The organism is Pseudoalteromonas luteoviolacea S2607, assembly GCF_001625575.1.
In the GTDB taxonomy this organism is placed as follows: domain Bacteria; phylum Pseudomonadota; class Gammaproteobacteria; order Enterobacterales; family Alteromonadaceae; genus Pseudoalteromonas; species Pseudoalteromonas luteoviolacea_E.
On record NZ_AUXV01000067.1, the window covers coordinates 176,555 to 199,101 of the forward strand.

Here is a 22,547-nt window from a genome sequence, read left to right on the forward strand (position 1 = left end):
AGATGAAGTAAAAATGGATAATCAAGATATCAAGTACTACTTGAACAAATCCTTTCGCTCAAGAAGGCAGGCTTTGAAGCCTGATATTATATACTTATATTGCCCAGAATCAGCGGTAGAAGAAGTACTAAATTGTACTAAAGATTATGATTTTGATGTAGCAATCAATGACTATGACGTTAAAGCAATAGGCCGAAAGGTCATTTGTCACTATCACAGTGCCGCGCTTTCAAGTGAGCAAAAACAGTTCTTAATTCGTGCTATGGAGTACGGCGCATGGGTAGAGCCTTTGGTAAGCTACTTAGATGCTCGAAACAAGTACACTGAAGTTAAGCTTCTGAACAGTGGTTACTTTTTGCATCAAAAGGCGTTTTCGATTCTCTCTACTCAGAGAAACCAGAAAATTAAGCGTGTATTGGATATCGTAGTCTCTTTAACTGCTCTTATCTTCTTACTCCCTATTATGTTACTTGTTGCCATTGCTATTAGGCTTGAAAGCCCTGGACGTGTTATATATAAGCAACTAAGGGTTGGGCAGTTTAACCAAGAGTTCGAGGTTCTTAAGTTTCGTTCAATGGTTAACAATGCAGAGAATGGGAAGGCTCAATGGGCTCAGAAGAATGATCCTCGCGTAACTAAGGTTGGAAAATTTATACGCAAAACACGTATAGACGAACTCCCTCAGTTTGTGAACGTTTTGAGAGGAGAAATGTCACTTGTTGGCCCTAGACCAGAACGTGAAGTGTTTATATGTGACCTTGAAAAGGAAATCTCCTACTACAGATTCAGACATTCAGTCAAACCTGGTATTACAGGGTTAGCTCAGGTTTCGTATCCTTATGGTGACTCTATAGAGGATGCCGTTTGGAAGCATAAATACGATATTTATTATATTAAACACCATTCTTTAAGAAGTGATTTCAAGATATTGTTAAAAACAGTCAAAGTCGTACTTTTTGGTATGGGTAGATGATTGATGTTTTGAAGGGGAAAGGACGAAAAGTCCTTTTCTCAACAATTGCTGATCTTATTCCACGGGTTATTCCTCTATTAACAACTATCTTTATAGTTAGTTTAGATACTGAATCTCGAGTTGTTGATTACTTATTTACTCTAGCAATTTTTAATATTGCAGCTGTTATTTTAAACTTTGGTGCTCAATATCAAGAGAGTACATCACATGAATTATTAAAGCAGAAGCTGATAATTCAGTTTTCGTTTGTTCTTCTTGTATATTTGTCTCAGTTTCTAATTGAAGTTAAACAATTTGAAGAGATATTTTACGCTTTGATTCTTGGTTGTGTTTATGCTCATGTTAATGAGTTTAGGCTGCGTAGAGAAGGTAAAGTATATAAATATTTCTTGGCGGCTCTGTTACTTGTGGTACCTAGAGCTGTATGCATGTTTTTTAGTGTTGACTATTATATATCTTCAATAGTTTCAGCAGTTTTGTTAGCTTTATTTATACTGGTAGGGCTAGATAAAGTTGGGAATAAAGCTGAGAGTCAAAGTGTTTTTAACTTTGCATTTTTAACAAGCGTAATCATAATTATATATCAGCAAATACCGAGCTTGTTTTCAATAACACAAGGGGTTGATGAGAATGAACGTATAGAACAGATAGTTGTAAGAATACTGTTTGGCCTTATGTTCCTTAAAACTACACTGGTAGTTATGATTATCAGATATAATTTTAAAATTTATTTTAATCGTTTGGTTTTCTCATGCTTTTTATTGTCTTTTATCTTGGTGACAGAGTTTTTTGTTAGTTATACATATTTAAAATACTTTTTATATATAATTATATTTTTTAGCTCAGAATTAATTTACGCGTACTTCTCTGCAGAAATGCATAAGAATTATAATTATAAGAGTATGTCTGTTGATGCATTTTGCCTCATGTCTTTAGCGTTTTTGTTTTCGTATTTTGAGTTTAATTTAATTCAGATTTATACCTTTAGCTCAGTAGGGCTTGTTATTTTTAGGTTAAGGAGAGGGCATGTTTAAGCACTTAACAAGGCTTATTTCTTATGCTTTAAAATTTAGGAGAATAGATAAATCCTATTTTACTATTAATATAGGTAAAAATATTCGCCTTTATTATCCAGGAAAAGTCCAGCACGAAGGGTATTTGCACCTCAACGATGATAACTTCATAGATGCACGTGGTGGTGTTGATTTTGGAAAGAACGTTATATTGGCTCCTAAAGTTTGTATTCTTACATATAATCATGATTATGATAATGTGGATTGGGTTCCTTATTCTCCAAAAATAATCATGAAAGGTGTAGAAATAGGGCAAGATTGTTGGATTGGTTACGATTCGTTGTTATTACCTGGTACAAAGCTCGGTAATAATACTGTTGTTGCAGCAAAGTCCGTTCTCAAAGGAAGTTACCCCGACAATGTGTTAATTGCCGGTAACCCTGCAAAAGTAATAAAAGCATTAGAGAAGTCAGATGATGCAAAACAGTATTTAATTCAAAAGTTTGGTGGTATATCTTGAGAGATGTCAATATTGTAAATGGCTTTTTCCCTAATAAAAATTTTGGAGATGATATGTTTCTAGCTTGTGCTGGAGAATATGTCGAAGGGGATTATGAAGTACGTAATCTAGCAAAAGAAAATAAAGGCTACCTAACTTGGCTTGCGTATTTATTTAAAAGAGCAAAATCTTATACTTGGCTAGGCGGTACATTTATTGATAAAGATACAACTTTTCCAATGTTGATTTCTATGCTGATTGAATTCACCTTGGTGAAGCTCGCTGGCGCGAAATTGACCTTTGTTTCCGTTGGTTTATCGAGGGATGTTAATTTAATTAAAAAGCTATCACTAAAGTATATTTGCTGGCTGGCTAATGATGTATCAGCGAGAGATAAAGATAGCTTTGAGGCATATAAGCGTCATAACAAAGACATGACTCTGACCGGTGACATTGTAGTCCTGAACGAGGGGTTGTTTCATAAGGGAGCTAAGCAATCAAATCGTCAACTTCTTTTTGTGAGTGTTGATAAAAATAAGTCGTTACAAATTTTCAATGATAAGCAAAGTGTATTCAAACACTTATCTAGTACTCCAGCTGTAGTACAAGTAACTAGTCCATATCAGGCTGAGTCTCAAAAGAGGCTGTCAGAAGAGATATGTAGCTCTTTGGGGTGTAGTTATGACTGCATTGATTATAGCTCTTTTAAAGAAGTGCTAGAGCTTATTGCAGAGTCAGAATGTGTAATCACTGATAGGCTGCATGTTGCGATTGCTGGAGTAATTAATAACAAACCAGTTTATTTATTTGGTGTTAGTGAAAAGTTGAAAGGTATCAATGATCTGTTGGACACACGTGGCCTTCTTACATTGGTTTCGTAACAACTTATTTGAAAGAGTGAAGAATGAAAACTAATGCCGAAGTAATTAAAGTTGATGTAAGTCTAATAATTTCAGGCTTTTTTGCATTTTTGACTTTTGGTAACTTAGTGGTTGCTCTTACTGTCGTCCCTTATTTTAAAGAGCCATTGTTTTATTCAGTTTATATACTAAATTCTATGATATTGCTCTTTGCATACTCTAGGCTAAAACCGACTTACTGGAGTTTTCAACACGATAAAAGTGCTAGTCTTTACATTAAGTTTATAGGCATCTTATCTTCACTGCTAATTCTTAGTATTTACGTCGCGCAAGGAATGCCTAGTTTAATCGATTTTAGAACGAGTAATCATCATTCTCTAGGTATCATTTGGCTGCTTTTGAACGTGTGTTTATTAATATCGCCGCTTGGTAACGTTAAAAAGAGCTATTTCTATATAGCTGTTACCTTGGTTGGTGTGTTGCTCACGGGGTCAAGACTTTACCTGCTTATCTATATGGTACTTACCATGTTAGTTTTTGGTGTTAAACTTAAAAGTATAAAGACTGTTATAGTTCTTTCCATGACTATCTTGTTATCGACTATTTTAGCCGTATTAAGAGAGTCAGGCGGAGGTGTCAACCGAGATGCTATTATATTCTTTCTATTTGAACTAATTGAACGGAATGTATCATTACTTAATGGGATAATGCTCAACTATAAGCATTGTGCAAACTCGCTGGAGTATAGTAACCCTATAGGTTTGTTAATACCGAGAGTTTTGTACTCTGATAAAGAGCTCGTTTTTAATATAAGAGCGTTTATGTGTTTTTATGATAAGAAATTTGTGCCTTCTAAAAGCTCAGGCTTTTTTATGAGTGAATATTTCCTATATTTTGGAACCTGGGGAGGTGCAATACTTTCATGTGTCATCGCACTAATTTACTCATATTTACTGGTTAAGTTTTTTAATAGGCTTTCTTATAAGTTTAAGTTGATATGTTTCCCATTATTGTTCTTGGGTATTTTTGGGCCAATTGAAGGGTTGTATACTGCTTCATTTCAGATTGGTCTGATGTTATTTGTGATATTTGTTATATATGAGTTAATGCCGAAAAATGAAGGTTATTCTGTCTCCTCATCCTGAAAAAACTGCTGGCTATAAATTTGATGAAAATTATGCAGAAAAAAACGATTTTCAAATTATTAGTTTAAAGTCACCTAGCAAGTTAATTAATCTAGTTCAGTTATTTATCTCACTCCCTTTTGTACCTTTTATGGGTGTTTATGGTGCGATAACGTTTATTCGTGTTCTAAGTAAGCTGAACGTTGTAAAACAAAGTTCAGAAGTTTGCATCTCTAGGTCATTGTTTCCATCGGTTTTATTGCCTGGTAAGACCTCTGTTTTATATCACAATATTGAGCTTTTATATTATTTTGAAGAAGCTAAAGCTTCAAAAAGCTTTTTAAAAAAAGCTATTTTTTACCATCAATTCCTCGTATTGAAACTCTTTGAGTTTAAGGGATTAGGAAATAACTTAGTTATTTGTCTTTCAATGACTGAGAGCAGGTTATTAAATCGTAAAAAGCGCAATGCGATTTTCAGTAAAAGTACATTGTTTACACATACGGTGAAAAATGAGCAGTTTTTAAGTGAATTTGATGGGATGGATATTTGCTTTTTCGGAGCCTTCAACAATGTGAGAAATATTGAAATGGCAGAAAACCTTCAAGAGGTATATCCAAATATTCGCTTTTTTGGACGTCATGGTGAGTTATTGCCCAGTCATCTAAAAGTGAACTATAAAGGGGAAATAGACGACTTTTCAAAGTTTGTTAACTCTAATGTACTTGTGATGATTGAAGCTCCAAAAGCTGGTGTTCAGACTAAAGTTGTTGACTGGCTTGAGAATGGGGGAAAAGTTTTTATCCCGAATAATTTGAGACGTAAGATGTGGGGTAAATTAAATGAACGCTAGAACAGCTATTATATGCAATTCAAATAACCCAGACCTAGCAATGTACTTTAGCAAAAAGGTTAAATATTTCAGAGACGAAGCCTATTTCCTTGCAAATAAAGAAATTGCAAACAACCTGAATATCGGCTGCTCTTCAGTGTCAAAAGTTTCAGGTCTGAGTTTTGGCCTTATTATCGACTCGTTTTTAGCCTTTATTGTAGTCTTTAAGTTGCTTTTTAATAGAGTCAATACAGTAGTTTTTGATACTGCACACATCTCAAATCTGCCATTAGCAGTATTGTGTAAAATATGTGGAATTAAGCTGGTTTTTACTATACATGATTGGAACCCTCATGAAGGCAAGCAGCAAAAAAATGTACTCCTCTACAATAAATTCGTCGATAAAGTGTTAGCGAGTGCTTACATTACCTTTTCAAAAGTGAATACTGACACTAAAGTTTACCAGCTGAGGTTGTCAGGCTTTGAAAAGCAATCTCCAGCACAGCCTGATGGATACTATTTATTTTTTGGCAGAATTGAGCCTTATAAAGGTCTCAGGCATTTGGTTAGTATTGCAAAAGCTATGTATGAAAAAGGTTTACCTGAGAAGATCATCGTTGCTGGACGAGGCGAAGACAATTCTATAGATGAGTTGAAGGCATTACCTAATGTAGAAGTTATAAATAGGTTTATTTCTGACCAAGAACTTGACGGTCTACTGAAGGGGGCTATAGCTACATTATTACCATATGACTCTGCTACTCAAAGCGGCGTGATTTTACACTCTTATTCATATTCTAAGCCAGTCGTCGCTTTTGATGTTGGTGCACTTCACGAATATATCAATGATGGAGTAAGTGGTATTTTAGTTGAACATGGAAATACGTCTCTCTTTACAGAGAAAATGCATTATGTAAATGAAAATTATGACTTTTTTATGAGCGGTGTAGAATCCGAGTTTAAGGAATTTGATGATAATGCGCTTGAAAGACAATACAAAGCGCTATTAGAAAGTTTAAAAGATAATTATTAGGTGATTTATGATTTTACCAGTGATCATGGCTGGAGGCTCTGGCACAAGATTGTGGCCACTGTCAAGGGGCAATTATCCAAAGCAGTTCTTGAAGCTGTGCGGTGAGCACACAATGTTACAGCAAACCGTTCTTCGTTTAAGTGGCATCAACCACTCTGCGCCTATGCTGATTTGCAACGAAGAACATCGCTTTATCGCAGCTGAGCAACTAAGAGCTATAAGCTCTCAAAATAGTGGTATTTTCCTTGAGCCTGTCGGCCGAAATACTGCTCCTGCAATTGCTCTAGCTGCATTAAAAGCGACGAAAGAAAATGAAGATGCGCTACTTCTTGTACTTGCTGCTGATCATGTTATTGGCAACCAAGAGGCATTTACAAAAAGCGTTGAAGCTGCAAAGCCTCTTGCTGAGTCAGGCAAACTCGTAACATTTGGTATTGTAGGGAATAAACCTGAGACAGGTTACGGGTACATTAAGCGTGGAGAGTCAGTAAATACAGATTCTTTCCACGTTGCAGAGTTTGTCGAAAAGCCAGATCTTGATACAGCTAAAAAATATTTAGAATCGGGTGAATATTACTGGAATAGCGGTATGTTTATGTTTAAGGCATCAGCATATTTAAGTGAGCTACAAGCACACCGCCCAGATATCTATAAAGCTTGTGTAGCTGCTTCTGAAAATAGCAGTACTGATCTTGACTTTATTAGAATTGATAAAGAAGCCTTTGAGTCATGCCCAGATGAGTCAGTAGACTATGCTGTAATGGAGCACACTAAACATGCTGTAGTTGTTCCTATGGATGCAGACTGGAATGATGTTGGCGGGTTTTCTGCCCTGTGGGATGTTCAAGAGAAAGATGCTCATGGCAACGTATTTCTTGGGGACGTAAAATCAAAAGAAACCAAGAACACATTGGTTTACGGCGAAGGCAAGTTGGTTGCTACAGTTGGTGTGGAAGACCTTGTTATCATTAATACCAAGGACGCCATATTAGTTGCAGACAAAAATAAAGCGCAAGATGTGAAATTGATAGTTAACGAACTGAAGGCGCAGGAAAGGCAAGAAGTTACATTCCATCGAGAAGTATATCGACCTTGGGGTAAATATGACTCTATTGATAGTGGTGAACGTTTTCAAGTAAAACGCATTACAGTAAAGCCTGGTGCTAAGCTGTCTGTGCAAATGCATCACCACAGAGCTGAGCATTGGATTGTTGTTTCTGGTACGGCTAAAGTACTAATTGGTGACAAAGAACAATTCGTTACTGAGAATGAGTCTGTATATATCCCAATAACTGAAATACATGCTTTGGAAAACCCAGGTAAGGTAGATTTAGAGCTGATCGAGGTTCAATCAGGTACTTACTTAGGTGAAGATGATATTGTTCGTTTCGAAGATAGATACGGAAGAGTTAAATAATGACCAACGCGAGTCAATTAATTAAGCAAAGCGGAATTGAGTTTGGGACAAGTGGTGCGAGAGGTTTAGTTGAGCAATTTACGCCTCAAGCTTGCTATGCGTTTACTGTCGCTTTTATTAAAGCGTTGGAAGGTGAATTCTCGTTTCAGAGAGTTGCGATAGCAATAGACAATCGTCCGAGCAGTTATGCTATGGCTAAATCTATTTCTGCGATGGTAAAACATCTGGGCTTTGAAGCTGAGTTTTTTGGTGTATTACCAACACCTGCACTCGCATTTTACGCGCTTCAAAATCGCATGCCATGCATAATGGTCACGGGTAGTCATATCCCTTTTGACCGTAATGGATTAAAGTTTTATCGTCCTGATGGTGAAATCTCAAAAGCTGATGAAGCTAAGATCATTAGTTGCAACGAGAGTGTTACTGTTCCAAATAGTGAAGATGAACTGGATATATTGCACAGCGCAACTAATTTGTACATAGAGAGATATACACAACACTTCCCAAATAAACCATTTTCTGGAAAAAGGTTGGGTATATATGAGCATTCAAGTGCGGGACGAGATATTTATAAAAAAATATTTGAATCACTTGGTGCAGAAGTGATCTCTTTGGGAAGAAGTGACCAATTTGTGCCGATTGATACTGAAGCAGTCTCTGATGAAGATAAGAGCAAGGCTTTGAATTGGTCTAAAGAGCTAAATCTAGATGCCATTTTTTCGACCGACGGCGATGGGGATAGACCTCTCATTGCTGAAGAGTTTGGTAATTGGCTTAGAGGTGACATTTTAGGCCTAGCTACTGCAAAATATTTGAAAGCAAAGCTGCTGGCAACTCCTGTCAGTTGCAATACTGCCATTGAGTTATCTGATGCTTTTGAAAAAGTAGTGCGAACTAAAATTGGTTCTCCATATGTTATTGAAGCGTTTGGTGAGCAAGATGAAAACTTAAAACCTTATGCTGGCTTTGAAGCCAATGGAGGTTTTTTGTTAGGAACAGATTGTAACTACGGAGGCGGTGTATTCCATGCATTGCCAACGAGAGATGCCGTATTACCGGCTCTCGTGCTTTTCAATGAAGCTTGGTCCAATCAATCGGGAATTAGTGAACTGATTGCAGAACTTCCTCGTCGGTTCACTGCAAGCGACCGAATTAAGGAATTTCCGAGGGAAATTAGCCTTTCTTTGATAGATAAGTTTGCTAATTCAGAAGATATGAGGGGCAAACTTCAAGAAGAGCTGTCTATTGAAGGAACTCTAGAATCATCTAGTGAAATAGATGGATACAGAATGGTCTTCACAAGTAATGAGATAGTTCACTTCAGACCGTCAGGTAATGCACCTGAACTAAGATGTTATGCTGAAGCTGATACGCAAGAACGAGCAGAAAATTTGGTTGAACTTGCGCTTAAAACGCTCAAAGCGCTCTCTATCGCTTAATATTAATTAAATCGAGCGGTTTATGGCTTACTAGGGGTTGATAAAGTATTTTTATCAACCCCTTTAACCTATTCCCTTTAGAGGTAATGTGTAAGTTGACGTACTTTAAATGGATGCATGGAATAGTAAGAAGTCGTAGCTCGATTTGGTTTTCTTGAACTCAGCCTGTTGTTACAAAACATATTCTTATCAACGCTTGGTCGTTGTTGATAGCCGCTTTTGAATAGTCTGCGGGAGTTCAGGCTAGTAACTGTTTAACTCTCAATCGTAATTTCCTCTAACTTTAAAATTTCTGACATTTTTCCCCTTCATTATGTCCTTGTTAGCTTAATTCGAAAATTTAATGTCGCCTCTGATGGGACGTTGAAGCTTAGTCTACTAAATGGCAGGCAGGGAAAAGTAAATGAAAATAGCGGTTGCAGGAATAGGCTATGTAGGGCTTTCCAATGCAGTATTGTTGGCCCAGCACAATGAAGTCATGGCTTTCGATATCGATGAAAGTAAAGTCAGTGCGATAAATAATGGCATATCGCCAATTCTAGACGAAGATATTAGTGAGTACCTGAAAAGTTCGAAATTACGGCTCGCTGCAACCTCTGATAAAGTTGAAGCATTTTCACATGCAGAGTTCGTGATAGTCGCTACCCCGACCAATTACGATCCAATAACAAATTGCTTTAACACAACTTCAGTTGAGGCGGTTATTGAAGATATTATCTCGATTAATCCTGCTGCACACATAATAATAAAGTCTACAGTGCCTGTCGGCTATACGCTTGGGCTACAACATAAATACCAATCTGAACAGATAATCTTTTCGCCTGAATTTCTAAGAGAGGGTAAAGCTCTTCATGACAACCTATATCCCTCGAGAATTATTGTAGGCAGCAAAAGTCAGAAGGCTCATCATTTTGCTGAGCTGATGTCACATGGTGCAAAGAAAAAGGATGTGGAAACTTTGTTTACCGGCTCTACAGAAGCTGAGGCAGTGAAACTGTTTTCAAATACTTATTTGGCAATGCGGATCGCTTATTTTAACGAGTTAGATAGTTACTCAGAAGCACATCAGCTAAATACACGCGAAATTATCAAGGGAGTAGGGCTAGACCCAAGAATAGGCGATCATTATAACAACCCTTCATTTGGTTATGGTGGATATTGCCTACCTAAAGATACTAAACAGCTGGTGGCAAACTACCAAGATGTGCCAAGCAATATCATCGGTGCTATTGTTGATGCAAATAGAACCAGAAAAGACTTTGTGGCCGAGTCGATATTAAAGAGGCAACCAAAGGTTGTTGGAATACATCGATTAGTCATGAAATCTGGTTCAGATAATTTCAGAGCTTCTGCCATTCAAGGTGTTATGAAGCGAATTAAAGCAAAAGGAATTGAAGTGATCATCTATGAACCAACGTATCGCGAAGAGAGGTTTTTTAATTCAAGGGTCATTACTAACTTAGCGCAGTTGAAGCAGGAGGCAGATATTATAGTGACGAACAGAATGTCTCAGGATTTAGAGGATGTTGAGTATAAAGTCTATACACGAGACTTATTTGGTAAGGACTGATAAGTATTTTGGGGTGTCATAAGCATCCATGCATACCTGCCAGTCTATATACTGTTTCTTTTATGGAAACTTGTTCTCCGACCTCTGCTGGTCATGTTTTTAGTTATATTAATAGGGTCAGTATTAATTCTGATGTTTTGTATCTCGCAACAGCTGTTTATGATTGGCGATGGAAAAATTATTCTGTATAATATTTGAGGTTAGGGAGATTTCTAAATAAAGATACAAGGAACAGTATGAAAACAATTCAAAATACCTCTACTTTTGCTGCTGCTACTGTAGAGAATTCATCAAATTTTTCTCGAAATCAATGAGCTATTCATCAGTTGGCTATTTGGTTTGTGGTGCAATAAATTACAATTCACGGTTAGTTTGAATTTTGCAATTATCTTTTCAGATGTTGAGATCAGAAAACCAGCAGTATGTGATAAATAACCCCCCTAAAAGGTGTATAAAAATTGGTACTAATCGAGATTTTTTCATGTAAATCAAGCGTATTTTAGTTAGGATTTATTTGCATGGCTATTGCAACAAATCTTTAGTAAAACTCATGTAACATTAACGCAATGTAAACTTGCGATTGATTTCATCGCATGCTTTAATTAGCCATCGCATAAGTAGGACTTATGTTTCTTAGTTGAAAACAACTCAGATAGTAAGAATAAGTATTAAAATATTTAGGAATAACAAATGGCCCAACGCTGTAAAAATTTCATTGCCACTTCTGCTGCTGCATGTATTTTGGTAATGAGTGGCTGCACCTTAATCCCAGGTGGGCATTACGAAGGAATTACGTCAGGTGATAAAACAACAAGCTTGGAGCAAGATCTTTCAAAAGTTAATATCCAGCTTATAGATTCTACATTAATTAAACAGCACAAAAACCAAAACCACCAAGTTAAACAGCACCAGTCTAAAGGCTTAGAACTGTCAGATTATGAATATAAGCTGGGAGTGGGTGATGTAATCACTGTTGGTGTTTGGGATCACCCTGAGTTAACTATACCTGCGGCCGTGCAAAGAACTGCGGAATTTGATGGCTTCCGTGTTCAAGCCGATGGCACCATAACATATGCATATGCACCAAAAGTACCAGCTGCTGGAAAGACAGTTGCTGAACTGAGAGAAGAATTAGTAAAACGCTTGAGCCGAGTGATTGAAGATCCGCAAATTGATGTCAAAGTTGTTGGATTTAGAAGTCAAAAAGCTTACGTGACTGGTGAAGTAACCAAACCGGGTGTCTACCCTATTCGTGAAACACCTCTTACCCTTATTGACGCTATCAATTTAGCTGGTGGTTTAACAGAGCGAGCTGATTGGCAGGTAGTGACTTTTACACGTGGCGATAAGGTAGAGCATATTGAGCTCGATAGCTTTTACGCAAAAGGGGATATCTCCCAAAACCGATTATTAAAGCATGGTGATGTGATCCATGTATCCCGCAATGATAAGCGTAATGTATACGTAATGGGAGAAGTCAACAAAGTTGGCACTGTTGAGGTAAACCGTTATGGCTTAAACCTAGCTGAAGCTTTATCTGAAGCTGGAGGCATTAACGAGCGTATTGCGGATGCTAACGGTATTTTTGTATTGAGAAAAAGAGATCTTGAACAAGATGGTGTCATCGCAGATGTATATCAGTTAAGAGCTAATAATATAGCTGCGCTTGTGTTCGCTGAACAATTTGAGTTAGAGCCGCAAGACATTGTCTATGTGACCAGTGCACCAATTGCTCGCTGGAACAAAGTTATTAGCCTGTTACTTCCGTCGCTTTCAACGGTAGATGCAATCCAAGACATTGATAATCAATAAATAGGTATCCGTATAATGTTTGATAGTATATTGGTTGTCTGCGCTGGGAATATTTGCAGAAGTCCAACGGCTGAGTACGTGTTGAAACATAAATTGAAAGAAACCAAAATTAATGTTTCATCCGCAGGTTTAACTGCGTTAGAAGGTAAACCAGCTGACCCAATGGCGCGCGAAATTGCGAGCAGCCATGGTATTGAAATGAATGAACACCAAGGGCGTCAACTTACCTCTCAGCTTATTGCCAGTAATTCAGTCATCCTTGTAATGGAAGAGCGACACTTAACTGATTTGTGTAATCGGTATCCGCAAGCGCGCGGAAAAACATTCTTATTGGGTAAGTGGCTTGGTGATAAAGAAATTCCAGATCCCTACCGCCAAAGTAAAGAAGCCTTTGAGCATGTATACGAATTAATCGATAGCGCTTGTGGCGCTTGGCAGAAGTATTTATAAGGATGAAAGAGTCAATGAATGCTCAATCAAACCTAGCAAATGGTGTGCAACAGAAGCAAACCTCACAACAAGCGCAAGAAATCGATTTAATGGCATTGTTTGGCGCTTTGCTTGACCGAAAACTGTTTATTGTCGGCTTCACTGCGCTGTTTATGATAATTGGTGTAGCGGTAATGATATTTAGCACGCCAGTTTATCAAGCTACCGCAATGATCCAAGTTGAAGAAAAAGGTGGTTCGGTTCCTGGTTTTGACGAATTAGGCGGCATATTTGAGACGACATCAGCTGCTGTGACCGAAATTGAACTACTTAAATCTCGTAGCATTATCGGTGAGGCTGTAGATAGTCTAAAGCTTGATATTGTGGTTGAGCCCAAGCTATTTCCTATTATTGGGGGTCGTTCTTTCCGTAAGTTTACCCCGATGCAAGAGGGTGAATTGGCGGAGCCTAGTTTTGGTGCTAGCAGTTATGCGTGGGGTGGTGAAAAGGTTGAAGTATTCAAGTTTGAAGTACCGAAAAGTGCAATTGAAACTGAGTTTGTACTAGTTGCTCTAGGTAACGAACGATTTGAGCTATTCAACGGAAACGGCGATAGCGTTTTAAAAGGCAAGGTTGGCGACGAAGTTTCAAATGGTTCATTTACTCTGACGATCAAAACCTTGCATGCACGACCAGAGACGGAGTTTGTTTTAGTTAAGCATGATCGTTTAAATACTATTTTGGATTTGCAAACGACCATCGCAGCGGGTGAGAAAGGCAAAGATTCCGGTATTATCAATTTGAGCCTACAAAATGAGAATGCAGATTACGCGCAAATCGTGTTAAACAAAGTAGCAAGTATTTATGTACGTCACAACGTAGAGCGAAACAGTGCAGAAGCACAAAAATCATTGGAATTTTTGGAGTATCAACTCCCTCAGGTCAAAAAACAACTAGAAGCTGCTGAACAGCGTTTTAACGACTATCAAGTAAAACAACAATCAGTTGATATCACCCTCGAAACTGAAGGTGTACTTAAGCAGTTAGTGAAGTTAGAAACTCAATTACAAGAGTTAGAGCTTAAGAAGCTAGAGCTTGGCCGTAAATTCAAGCAGAGTCACCCAAGCTATCAGGCTGCGGTTGAGCAAATAGAAGCCGTTGAAAACCAAAAGCGCCGATTGGCAGCTGAGGTTCAAGTGCTTCCTGAAACACAACAAGAATTGTTGAGACTTACCAGAGATGTAGAAGTAAACAATGAAATCTATACATTGCTACTCGCAAAAACCCAAGAATTAGACATTGTTCGTGCGGGCACAGTGGGCAATGTGCGCGTTATTGATTTTGCTGAAGTCAATATCTCGAAACCTGTAAAACCACAAAAAGCGTTGATTGTTATTATGGCGACAATGCTAGGTGGCATGTTGGCCGTAGCTATTGTATTGATTCAAAAGGCTATGCATAAGGGGATTGAGGATCCAAGTGAGATTGAAGCGCTCGGATTACCTGTTTATGCAAGCGTACCGTATTCAGAGTATCAAGTTAAATTGACTGGCTTTGCAAAAGCGCGCAAAGGCAAAACGGCAAAAGCAAAATCTATATTAGCTGTAGATAACCCTGCAGACCTTTCTATTGAAGCGCTGAGAAGTCTTCGCACAAGCTTGCACTTTGCAATGATGGAAGCAAAAAATAATGTAATTGCGATATCAGGCCCAAGCCCTGGTGTTGGTAAATCGTTTATTTCCGTAAACCTAGCGACAGTACTTGCCCAAAGTGAAAAGAAAGTGCTCATTATCGACGCGGATATGCGTAAGGGTTACTTGCAGACTCAATTTGGTATGAATTGGGACGATGGTCTAAGCGATTACCTTTCTGGCCGAATTACACTTGAGCAAGCTACAAAACAGAGTCAGGTAGCAGGGTTAGATGTAATGACGCGTGGGCAAATCCCACCGAATCCATCTGAGCTGTTAATGCATGAAAACTTCTCTAAGTTAGTTGCAGAAGTGAGTGCAAAGTATGACTTGGTGATTATCGATACACCACCAATCCTTGCTGTTACCGATCCTGCGATTGTGAGTGCTCATGCAGGGAGTACCCTATTGGTTACACGCTTTGGACAAAACCATGCCAAAGAGTTGGAAGTAACACGTAACCGCTTTGAGCAAAACGGTATTGATGTAAAAGGTGTTGTATTTAATGGCGTTGTGAAAAAAGCGAGTAATGCCTATGGATACTATGGCTATTACAATTACGAATATAAATCTGATAAATAAGAAAGCGTTACAAGCTAATCGTTTATGAGTATGGGCTACTCTGAACACCTTCAGAGGCCCATCTCTTGAGAAAAGCCGCAATAGGCTTATGTAACTGCGATTTGACATCGCGTAGTAGTAAACATTAGGTAAAAGGGAAAAACGGTGAAAGTTCTTACAGTTTTTGGAACACGACCAGAGGCCATTAAAATGGCCCCGCTAGTACATGCTTTAGCTGCTGATGCGCGTTTTGAACAAAAAGTATGTGTGACTGCACAGCACCGTGAAATGCTTGATCAGGTGTTAGAGCTATTTAAGATCGCTCCCGATTACGATTTAAATATCATGAAAGCTGGGCAAACACTGCCTGAAGTTACTAGCCGTATTATTTTAGAGCTCACACCTGTATTAAAAGAGTTTAAACCCGATGTTGTATTGGTACACGGTGATACTGCGACTACTTTTGCTGCTAGTTTGGCTGCTTACTATGAGCAGATTGCTGTTGGGCATGTGGAAGCTGGTCTACGAACTGGTAATATTTACTCCCCATGGCCTGAAGAGGCGAATCGCAAGCTTACAGGTGCATTGACCAAATACCACTTTGCGCCGACAGAAACCTCTAAAAATAACTTGGTATCAGAGAATTATGATAAAGCTGATATCTATGTGACGGGTAATACCGTGATTGATGCTTTATTCATGGTTAAAAAGAAAATTGAACAAGATAGTGACTTATCAGCAACGCTATCTGAGCAATTTCCATTCTTAGACGATACCAAGAAATTAATTCTAGTAACAGGTCACCGAAGAGAAAGCTTTGGTGGCGGGTTTGAAAGGATTTGTGAGGCTCTTGCAAAGACGGCTCAGGCTCACCCTGAAGCACAGATCCTTTATCCTGTTCACCTAAACCCAAATGTTCAAGAGCCAGTAAAACGCATCTTGGGAGGGGTTGATAATGTTCACCTTATTGAACCTAAACAATATTTACCATTTGTCTACTTAATGAACAAGGCGCATATTATATTGACAGACTCGGGCGGTATTCAAGAAGAAGCGCCTAGTTTAGGCAAGCCGGTCTTAGTTATGAGAGACACCACTGAACGCCCTGAAGCTGTTGAAGCTGGAACCGTCAAATTAGTGGGTACGAACGTTGAAGTTATAACCTCAACACTCAATGAATTATTGACCAATGAAGCCAGTTATCAAGCTATGAGCCACGCCCACAACCCTTATGGTGATGGCTCTGCAAGTCAAAGAATATGCGATATATTGGCTGAGTCTAAGCATAGCTAATGTTTGACTATTGATAGCTCTTAAATTTAAAGTTTAAATAACAAAAGGGATTCCATGTCTTTTAATACAATTTCGGTGGTTGGCCTCGGATACATAGGTTTACCAACTGCAGCAATGTTTGCCTCACGTAAAAAAAAGGTGATTGGTGTCGACGTAAATAAGCATGCCGTCGAGACGATTAATCGAGGTGAAATACATATTGTAGAACCTGAACTAGATATGATTGTTCATGCAGCTGTGACTGAAGGGTATTTGAAAGCAACGACATCACCTGAGCCTGCTGATGCATTCTTAATTGCTGTGCCTACCCCATTTAAAAATAATGGTTCAGAAGTCCCAGAGCCGGACCTTGCATACATAGAGGCGGCAAGTAAAGCAATAGCACCGGTACTTAAAAAAGGTGATTTAGTTATTCTTGAGTCGACTTCTCCTGTGGGTGCTACAGAACAAATGGCAGAGTGGTTAGCCGCTGCGCGCTCAGATTTAACCTTCCCACAACAAGAAGGTGAAAACTCAGATATTAGAGTCGCTCATTGCCCAGAACGTGTTTTACCAGGTCATGTGGTCAGAGAACTTGTTGAGAATGACCGCGTCATCGGTGGCATGACTAACAAATGTTCAGAGGCTGCAATTGAGTTGTACAAGATATTTGTCGCTGGTGAGTGCGTTAAGACCAATGCTCGAACAGCCGAAATGGCAAAATTGACTGAAAACTCATGTCGAGATGTGCAGATAGCATTTGCCAACGAATTGTCTGTGATTTGTGACAAGTTAGACATAGATGTCTGGGAGTTGATTTCACTCGCAAATCGTCACCCAAGAATTAATATTTTACAACCAGGTCCTGGTGTCGGTGGGCACTGTATTGCAGTTGACCCATGGTTTATCGTGAGCAAAACACCAGAAGAGGCGAATATTATTCATTGTGCTCGTAAAGTGAATGATAATAAGCCTGAGTGGGTAATAAATAAAGTCAAGCAAGCTATTGCTGACTTTCTCCAGCAAAACCCTTCAAAAACGATTAGTGACGTAAAAATTGCTTGTTATGGTTTAGCATTTAAACCTGATATTGATGACTTAAGAGAAAGTCCTGCATTAAGAATCACGAAATCAATTAGTGAATTTCACGGCGGTCCAGTGTTTGCCGTTGAGCCAAATATTCAATCATTGCCAAATAACTTACAAAATATTGAGTTGTTAAATAAAACAGATGCGCTTGAATTTGCGGATATACATGTATTACTGGTGAGGCATAGCGCGTTTAAAGATGTTGAGTTTGATAAAGATTTCTTAATTGATTCAGCAGGCTTTCAATACCACTTATAGAGGAGATGTTATGAGAAAAGGGGTTATTTTGGCGGGAGGAAGCGGTACACGCTTATACCCGTTAACAACAGTGGTAAGTAAACAATTAATGCCAGTTTATGATAAACCTATGGTTTATTATCCTTTGGCAACGTTGATGCAAGCCGGCATTCAGGAAATTTTAATTATTTCAACACCAGCGGAACTGCCTCGTTTTGAATCTCTTCTTGGTGATGGCAGTAAGTTTGGTGTGTCTATTTCTTATAAAGTTCAACCATCTCCAGACGGTCTGGCACAAGCATTTATTCTAGCGGAAGAGTTTCTAGATGGCAGTGCATGTGCTTTGGTTTTAGGCGACAATTTGTTTTACGGCCATAACTTAACTAAGTCTCTTCAGAGTGCTAATAAACGCACAGATGAAGCGACTATATTTGGTTATCATGTTGCTAATCCGAAAGCATACGGTGTTGTTGAGTTTGATGAAAACAACAGTGTTGTGTCAATTGAAGAAAAACCACAGAATCCAAAGTCAAATTATGCGGTACCTGGTTTGTACTTCTTCGACGCTGACGTCGTTGAAGTGGCAAAACAAGTTAAGCCCTCAGCACGTGGTGAATTAGAGATCACTGATGTCATTCAGCACTATTTAGATGCCGGAAAGTTAAAAGTTGAGATCATGGGTCGTGGTACTGCTTGGCTAGATACAGGTACACATGATGACCTGCTATCAGCTGCGAACTTCATTGCCACTGTTGAAAAGCGCCAAGGTCTTAAAATTAACTGCCCAGAAGAAGTGGCATATCGCAATGGTTGGCTATCTCGAGAGCAGCTATTAGATATTGCTGAACCTCTTCGCAAGAGCGGTTACGGAGAGTACTTGCTTAAGTTATTGCAGGAGTAGCATTTTATATGCAAGTTATATCAACGAGCATCCCTGATGTAAAAATCATAGAGCCTAAAATATTTGGCGATGACAGAGGCTTTTTCTTGGAAACCTTTAGAGATAATTGGTTTCGTGAAGAGTGTGCAGATGTCACATTTGTTCAAGACAATCACTCCAAGTCTTCGCAAGGTATTTTAAGAGGGTTGCATTACCAAACAGAGCAAACTCAAGGTAAATTAGTCAGAGTTACTTCTGGGGAAGTTTACGACGTCGCAGTCGATATGAGACGAGACTCAGAAACTTTCGGTCAATGGGTTGGCGTTAATTTATCCGCTCATAATGCGAGACAGTTGTGGGTTCCTGCTGGCTTTGCCCACGGGTTTTATGTGATGTCTGAAAGTGCTGAATTTGTTTATAAATGCACAGACTACTATCACCCAAATTCTGAAGTATCGCTTAGGTATGATGATCCAACGCTCAATATAGATTGGCCTTTGGTTAACGGTGACAAACCAAACTTGTCCGAAAAAGATTTAAAAGGATTGAGCTTCGAGCTTGCTCCAAAATTTGAGAATATACGATGAAAAAAACAATTTTAGTAACTGGTGGAGCTGGGTTTATTGGCTCAGCCTTAATTCGTTTTTTAATCAATGAAACAGAACATACAGTCATTAACTTCGACAAACTGACGTATGCGGGCAATTTAGAGTCTTTAGATTCTGTTTCTAATAGTGAACGATACCACTTTGTTCAAGCCGATATTTGTGATGCTCTGGCAGTCAAAGAGGCGTTTGATACATTCCAGCCAGACTACGTTATGCACCTTGCAGCAGAAAGTCACGTAGACCGTTCGATTGATGGACCTGGTGAATTTATCAAGACAAATGTGATTGGTACGTACGAGTTATTAGAAGCTGCACGTGCTTATTACCTATCTCTAGATTCTGATAAGCAAGCAACCTTTAAATTCCATCACATCTCAACCGATGAAGTGTACGGTGATTTAGGTGAAACAGGTCTTTTCACTGAAGAAACTGCATATGAGCCGAGTTCACCTTACTCAGCATCTAAGGCGTCTTCAGATCACTTAGTTCGAGCTTGGCATAGAACATATGGATTACCAGTTGTACTTACCAACTGCTCAAATAACTATGGACCTTACCATTTCCCTGAAAAGCTGATCCCTCTGGTGATCTTAAACGCATTGGATGGGAGAGATTTACCAATTTACGGCGATGGTAAACAAGTAAGAGATTGGTTATTTGTTGAAGATCACGCCAGAGCGTTATTTAAGGTTGTCAGTGAAGGCAAAATAGGCGAAACATATAACATTGGTGGTTTCAACGAAAAGCAAAATATTGAAGTTGTAAACACCATTTGCGAACACTTAAATACACTGGTAGCTGAAAAGCCGAATGGTATAAGTGACTTTAAAGAGTTGATTACTTTCGTTAAAGATAGACCCGGTCACGATGTTAGATATGCAATTGATGCATCTAAAATAAATACTGAGCTAGGCTGGCACCCAGAAGAAACTTTCGATTCGGGTATCCTAAAAACTGTTAAGTGGTATTTAGAGAATCTTAACTGGTGTCAACGTGTTCAAGACGGTAGCTATCAAAGAGAAAGATTAGGTCAATAACGTGATGCGCGCGATTATAATCGGTAAAAGTGGACAGTTAGCTCAAGAGCTTGTTGCAACTCTACCTGAGTCTATTGAAGCAATATGCCTAGGTAGTAATGAAATTGATATCACAAAGCTAGCTGATCTAGAAGCAAAATTTAATGATTATCAACCACATGTTGTTATTAATGCGTCTGCTTATACCAATGTCGATAAAGCTGAGAGTGAGAGATCACAAGCCTTCTTATTAAATGAAGAAGGCGTAAGAAATATCGCTATCACGGCCAAAAAACACGCTGCGCGCTTTTTGCATGTCTCAACAGACTTTGTATTTGATGGTTCTCAGAGTCGAGCATATAGCACGACAGATGAAACAAATCCCATTGGGGTTTATGGTGCTTCCAAGTTGGCTGGCGAAAAAGCCATTGAAGGTTGTTATGCCGAAAACTCAGCTGTGGTGAGAACATCATGGTTGTATTCAGAGTTTGGCAATAATTTTGTGAAGACCATGTTGAGGCTGATGAAAGACAAACCAGCATTAAATGTTGTAGCAGATCAAATTGGTTGCCCGACTAATGCGAAAGGGTTAGCTCAATTTTTGTGGTTTTTAGCTCAGAGTGAAAGTGTCGATAGTCGCTATCACTACAGCGATCTAGGTGTAGCTAGTTGGTATGATTTTGCTGTTGCAATACAAAGTATTGCATATGACAAAGGGATTTTAACAGCAAAGATCCCTGTAAACCCAATTCCTAGTGAGGAATATCCTACACCAGCGAAAAGGCCTGCATTTAGCTTAATGAAAACGGTCAGAACGGATTTTAATTATCACTGGCAAGTTCAATTAGAAAAAGTGTTGGATGACCTCAAAGTATCGCTTTAGAAGTTAAGAGTTGGATACAGGTTTACTAACAGCTCTATAAGAAACTCAGTTTATTAGGTGGATACCTTAATACTGGCATTTAAATTTACTTTCTCTTGTATTTAGCAAGCTGATTTAAATACCGTGTAACTGAGCATTTTGATTGATAAAGTTATCTAACATAGGTTCGTGAGGGTAATAGATTATTCTCACTGCCAAGCCCACAGAAGAGGGGAGAAGGGAAAAATGAGTTTGATAAATGAACAGTCTTTAAAAGTAATTGGCGATGACAGAGGTCAGTTGATTGCTTTAGAAGGTAATAAAGATATCCCTTTTGATATTAAGCGCGTTTATTACATTTATGGCACTCAAAGTGGTGTTGCCAGAGGGTTTCACGCTCATCGAAACTTGAAGCAATTACTCATCTGTGTCAGTGGCAATTGTGACATCTTATTGGACGATGGCCATAGCAAAGAAACAGTAAATTTGAAATCTCCAGACCAAGGCTTGTTAATCGAAGGCTTAGTCTGGCGAGAGATGCATAACTTCAGTGAAGATTGTGTATTGTTGGTACTTGCCAGCGAGTATTATGACGAGTCTGACTATATAAGATGTTATGATGATTACCTTAAGCAAACAAGGAAATAACAGATGAAAGATAAAAAACTTGTAATAATTGGTGCTGGCGAATTAGCACATATTGCGTACGAATATTTCACTTATGATTCTGATTATGAGGTTGTTGCATTTTCAGTACATGAAGAGTATTTGAAAGAAAAGGAAATGTGCTCAGTTCCAGTTGTACCATTTGAAACTCTAGAGCAGCAATATCCGCCATCTGAGTACGATGCATTTGTTGCCATTCCTGCTTCTAAACTGAATCAAGTCCGAACTCAATTGTTCCACGAAGCTAAAGATAAAGGTTATAAGCTCGCAACTTACGTTAGTTCGCATGCATTTGTATGGCGCAATGTGAAGCTTGGAGAGAATTGCTTTATTTTTGAAAACAATACAGTTCAGCCGTTTGTTGAAATTGGTGATAACGTTATTTTGTGGAGTGGTAACCACATTGGCCACCAGACAAAAATTCAAAATAATGTATTCGTTTCATCTCACGTTGTAATTTCAGGTTACTGTAACATCGGTGAAAGCTGTTTCTTAGGTGTGAACTCTACGTTTAATGATCACACATCAATCGGAAAAGATTGCATCTTGGCTTCAGGAAGCCTAGTAAACAAAAGTTTAGAGGGTGAAGGAAAGATTTACTTCGGCAGCCCTGCAAAAGAATTAGCGAAAAAGTCAGCTTACTCAGTGGATTTGTAATCACATT

The 22,547-nt window shown here is 38.6% G+C and carries 21 protein-coding genes; all 21 read left to right on the forward strand.

The genetic code is table 11. The features are described from left to right. The first annotated feature begins 13 nt into the window (after positions 1-13). The 21 genes from N480_RS20990 to N480_RS21090 all read left to right on the forward strand — a co-directional run bounded on the left by N480_RS20990 (position 14) and on the right by N480_RS21090 (position 22,540). Positions 14-973 carry a sugar transferase gene (locus tag N480_RS20990; protein ID WP_081228076.1) on the forward strand — a complete coding sequence of 320 codons (960 nt, stop codon included), beginning with the start codon at positions 14-16 and terminating at the stop codon, positions 971-973. Next, the gene (locus tag N480_RS20995; RefSeq protein ID WP_063374394.1) at positions 970-2,007 is read left to right on the forward strand and encodes a hypothetical protein; all 1,038 of its coding nucleotides are present in this window, start codon (positions 970-972) and stop codon (positions 2,005-2,007) included. The genes N480_RS20990 and N480_RS20995 overlap by 4 nt, the downstream gene beginning before the upstream one ends. Beyond that, positions 2,000-2,506 carry an acyltransferase gene (locus N480_RS21000; protein ID WP_063374395.1) on the forward strand — a complete coding sequence of 169 codons (507 nt, stop codon included), beginning with the start codon at positions 2,000-2,002 and terminating at the stop codon, positions 2,504-2,506. The genes N480_RS20995 and N480_RS21000 overlap by 8 nt, the downstream gene beginning before the upstream one ends. Then, positions 2,503-3,366 carry a polysaccharide pyruvyl transferase family protein gene (locus N480_RS21005; RefSeq protein ID WP_063374396.1) on the forward strand — a complete coding sequence of 288 codons (864 nt, stop codon included), beginning with the start codon at positions 2,503-2,505 and terminating at the stop codon, positions 3,364-3,366. Before N480_RS21000 ends, N480_RS21005 begins: the two co-directional genes overlap by 4 nt. A gap of 23 nt (positions 3,367-3,389) precedes the next feature. Continuing rightward, positions 3,390-4,490 carry a hypothetical protein gene (locus N480_RS21010; RefSeq protein WP_063374397.1) on the forward strand — a complete coding sequence of 367 codons (1,101 nt, stop codon included), beginning with the start codon at positions 3,390-3,392 and terminating at the stop codon, positions 4,488-4,490. Continuing rightward, a complete protein-coding gene (locus N480_RS21015; protein WP_063374398.1) occupies positions 4,462-5,322 on the forward strand; it encodes a hypothetical protein in 861 nt (286 codons plus the stop codon). Before N480_RS21010 ends, N480_RS21015 begins: the two co-directional genes overlap by 29 nt. Next, on the forward strand, positions 5,312-6,334 hold the full coding sequence (locus N480_RS21020; RefSeq protein ID WP_063374399.1) for a glycosyltransferase: 1,023 nt from the start codon (positions 5,312-5,314) through the stop codon (positions 6,332-6,334). The genes N480_RS21015 and N480_RS21020 overlap by 11 nt, the downstream gene beginning before the upstream one ends. A gap of 7 nt (positions 6,335-6,341) precedes the next feature. Beyond that, a complete protein-coding gene (locus N480_RS21025) occupies positions 6,342-7,751 on the forward strand; it encodes a mannose-1-phosphate guanylyltransferase/mannose-6-phosphate isomerase (protein WP_063374400.1) in 1,410 nt (469 codons plus the stop codon). Further along, positions 7,751-9,190 (forward strand): phosphomannomutase, encoded by a 1,440-nt coding sequence (locus N480_RS21030; RefSeq protein ID WP_063374401.1) that lies wholly within the window; start codon positions 7,751-7,753, stop codon positions 9,188-9,190. Before N480_RS21025 ends, N480_RS21030 begins: the two co-directional genes overlap by 1 nt. 403 nt (positions 9,191-9,593) lie before the next feature. After that, positions 9,594-10,760 (forward strand): nucleotide sugar dehydrogenase, encoded by a 1,167-nt coding sequence (locus N480_RS21035; RefSeq protein ID WP_063374402.1) that lies wholly within the window; start codon positions 9,594-9,596, stop codon positions 10,758-10,760. Between the two features lie 690 nt (positions 10,761-11,450). Continuing rightward, the gene (locus tag N480_RS21040; protein WP_063374403.1) at positions 11,451-12,572 is read left to right on the forward strand and encodes a polysaccharide export protein; all 1,122 of its coding nucleotides are present in this window, start codon (positions 11,451-11,453) and stop codon (positions 12,570-12,572) included. Positions 12,573-12,587: 15 nt separating this feature from the next. Next, the gene (locus N480_RS21045) at positions 12,588-13,022 is read left to right on the forward strand and encodes a low molecular weight protein-tyrosine-phosphatase (protein WP_063374404.1); all 435 of its coding nucleotides are present in this window, start codon (positions 12,588-12,590) and stop codon (positions 13,020-13,022) included. 14 nt (positions 13,023-13,036) lie between these two features. Continuing rightward, positions 13,037-15,274: a polysaccharide biosynthesis tyrosine autokinase gene (locus tag N480_RS21050; protein WP_063374523.1), complete on the forward strand. Its 2,238-nt coding sequence runs from the start codon at positions 13,037-13,039 to the stop codon at positions 15,272-15,274. A gap of 144 nt (positions 15,275-15,418) precedes the next feature. Further along, positions 15,419-16,546, forward strand: a complete 1,128-nt coding sequence (gene wecB, locus N480_RS21055) for a non-hydrolyzing UDP-N-acetylglucosamine 2-epimerase (RefSeq protein ID WP_063374405.1) — start codon at positions 15,419-15,421, stop codon at positions 16,544-16,546. 54 nt (positions 16,547-16,600) lie between these two features. Beyond that, entirely contained in the window at positions 16,601-17,872 is a 1,272-nt protein-coding gene (gene wecC / locus N480_RS21060) for a UDP-N-acetyl-D-mannosamine dehydrogenase (protein ID WP_063374406.1), read from the forward strand. A gap of 10 nt (positions 17,873-17,882) precedes the next feature. Beyond that, the gene (gene rfbA, locus N480_RS21065) at positions 17,883-18,752 is read left to right on the forward strand and encodes a glucose-1-phosphate thymidylyltransferase RfbA (RefSeq protein WP_063374407.1); all 870 of its coding nucleotides are present in this window, start codon (positions 17,883-17,885) and stop codon (positions 18,750-18,752) included. Positions 18,753-18,760: 8 nt separating this feature from the next. Further along, the gene (gene rfbC / locus N480_RS21070; RefSeq protein WP_063374408.1) at positions 18,761-19,318 is read left to right on the forward strand and encodes a dTDP-4-dehydrorhamnose 3,5-epimerase; all 558 of its coding nucleotides are present in this window, start codon (positions 18,761-18,763) and stop codon (positions 19,316-19,318) included. Then, entirely contained in the window at positions 19,315-20,376 is a 1,062-nt protein-coding gene (gene rfbB / locus N480_RS21075; RefSeq protein WP_063374409.1) for a dTDP-glucose 4,6-dehydratase, read from the forward strand. Before rfbC ends, rfbB begins: the two co-directional genes overlap by 4 nt. Before the next feature lie 4 nt (positions 20,377-20,380). After that, a complete protein-coding gene (rfbD, locus tag N480_RS21080) occupies positions 20,381-21,238 on the forward strand; it encodes a dTDP-4-dehydrorhamnose reductase (RefSeq protein WP_063374410.1) in 858 nt (285 codons plus the stop codon). Positions 21,239-21,463: 225 nt separating this feature from the next. Continuing rightward, complete coding sequence (locus N480_RS21085; protein ID WP_063374411.1) at positions 21,464-21,865, forward strand: sugar 3,4-ketoisomerase; 402 nt, start codon at positions 21,464-21,466, stop codon at positions 21,863-21,865. A gap of 3 nt (positions 21,866-21,868) precedes the next feature. Next, complete coding sequence (locus N480_RS21090; protein ID WP_063374412.1) at positions 21,869-22,540, forward strand: acetyltransferase; 672 nt, start codon at positions 21,869-21,871, stop codon at positions 22,538-22,540. Positions 22,541-22,547 lie beyond the last annotated feature (7 nt).

Excerpts from the sequence above, each read along its gene's own strand:
- N480_RS20990 (WP_081228076.1), top strand. The coding sequence starts at position 14 with ATGGATAATCAAGATATCAAGTACTACTTGAACAAATCCTTTCGCTCA.
- N480_RS20995 (WP_063374394.1), top strand. The coding sequence starts at position 970 with ATGATTGATGTTTTGAAGGGGAAAGGACGAAAAGTCCTTTTCTCAACA.
- N480_RS21000 (WP_063374395.1), top strand. The coding sequence starts at position 2,000 with ATGTTTAAGCACTTAACAAGGCTTATTTCTTATGCTTTAAAATTTAGG.
- N480_RS21010 (WP_063374397.1), top strand. The coding sequence starts at position 3,390 with ATGAAAACTAATGCCGAAGTAATTAAAGTTGATGTAAGTCTAATAATT.
- N480_RS21015 (WP_063374398.1), top strand. The coding sequence starts at position 4,462 with ATGAAGGTTATTCTGTCTCCTCATCCTGAAAAAACTGCTGGCTATAAA.
- N480_RS21020 (WP_063374399.1), top strand. The coding sequence starts at position 5,312 with ATGAACGCTAGAACAGCTATTATATGCAATTCAAATAACCCAGACCTA.
- N480_RS21025 (WP_063374400.1), top strand. The coding sequence starts at position 6,342 with ATGATTTTACCAGTGATCATGGCTGGAGGCTCTGGCACAAGATTGTGG.
- N480_RS21030 (WP_063374401.1), top strand. The coding sequence starts at position 7,751 with ATGACCAACGCGAGTCAATTAATTAAGCAAAGCGGAATTGAGTTTGGG.
- N480_RS21035 (WP_063374402.1), top strand. The coding sequence starts at position 9,594 with ATGAAAATAGCGGTTGCAGGAATAGGCTATGTAGGGCTTTCCAATGCA.
- N480_RS21040 (WP_063374403.1), top strand. The coding sequence starts at position 11,451 with ATGGCCCAACGCTGTAAAAATTTCATTGCCACTTCTGCTGCTGCATGT.
- N480_RS21045 (WP_063374404.1), top strand. The coding sequence starts at position 12,588 with ATGTTTGATAGTATATTGGTTGTCTGCGCTGGGAATATTTGCAGAAGT.
- N480_RS21050 (WP_063374523.1), top strand. The coding sequence starts at position 13,037 with ATGAATGCTCAATCAAACCTAGCAAATGGTGTGCAACAGAAGCAAACC.
- wecC (WP_063374406.1), top strand. The coding sequence starts at position 16,601 with ATGTCTTTTAATACAATTTCGGTGGTTGGCCTCGGATACATAGGTTTA.
- rfbA (WP_063374407.1), top strand. The coding sequence starts at position 17,883 with ATGAGAAAAGGGGTTATTTTGGCGGGAGGAAGCGGTACACGCTTATAC.
- rfbC (WP_063374408.1), top strand. The coding sequence starts at position 18,761 with ATGCAAGTTATATCAACGAGCATCCCTGATGTAAAAATCATAGAGCCT.
- rfbB (WP_063374409.1), top strand. The coding sequence starts at position 19,315 with ATGAAAAAAACAATTTTAGTAACTGGTGGAGCTGGGTTTATTGGCTCA.
- rfbD (WP_063374410.1), top strand. The coding sequence starts at position 20,381 with ATGCGCGCGATTATAATCGGTAAAAGTGGACAGTTAGCTCAAGAGCTT.
- N480_RS21085 (WP_063374411.1), top strand. The coding sequence starts at position 21,464 with ATGAGTTTGATAAATGAACAGTCTTTAAAAGTAATTGGCGATGACAGA.
- N480_RS21090 (WP_063374412.1), top strand. The coding sequence starts at position 21,869 with ATGAAAGATAAAAAACTTGTAATAATTGGTGCTGGCGAATTAGCACAT.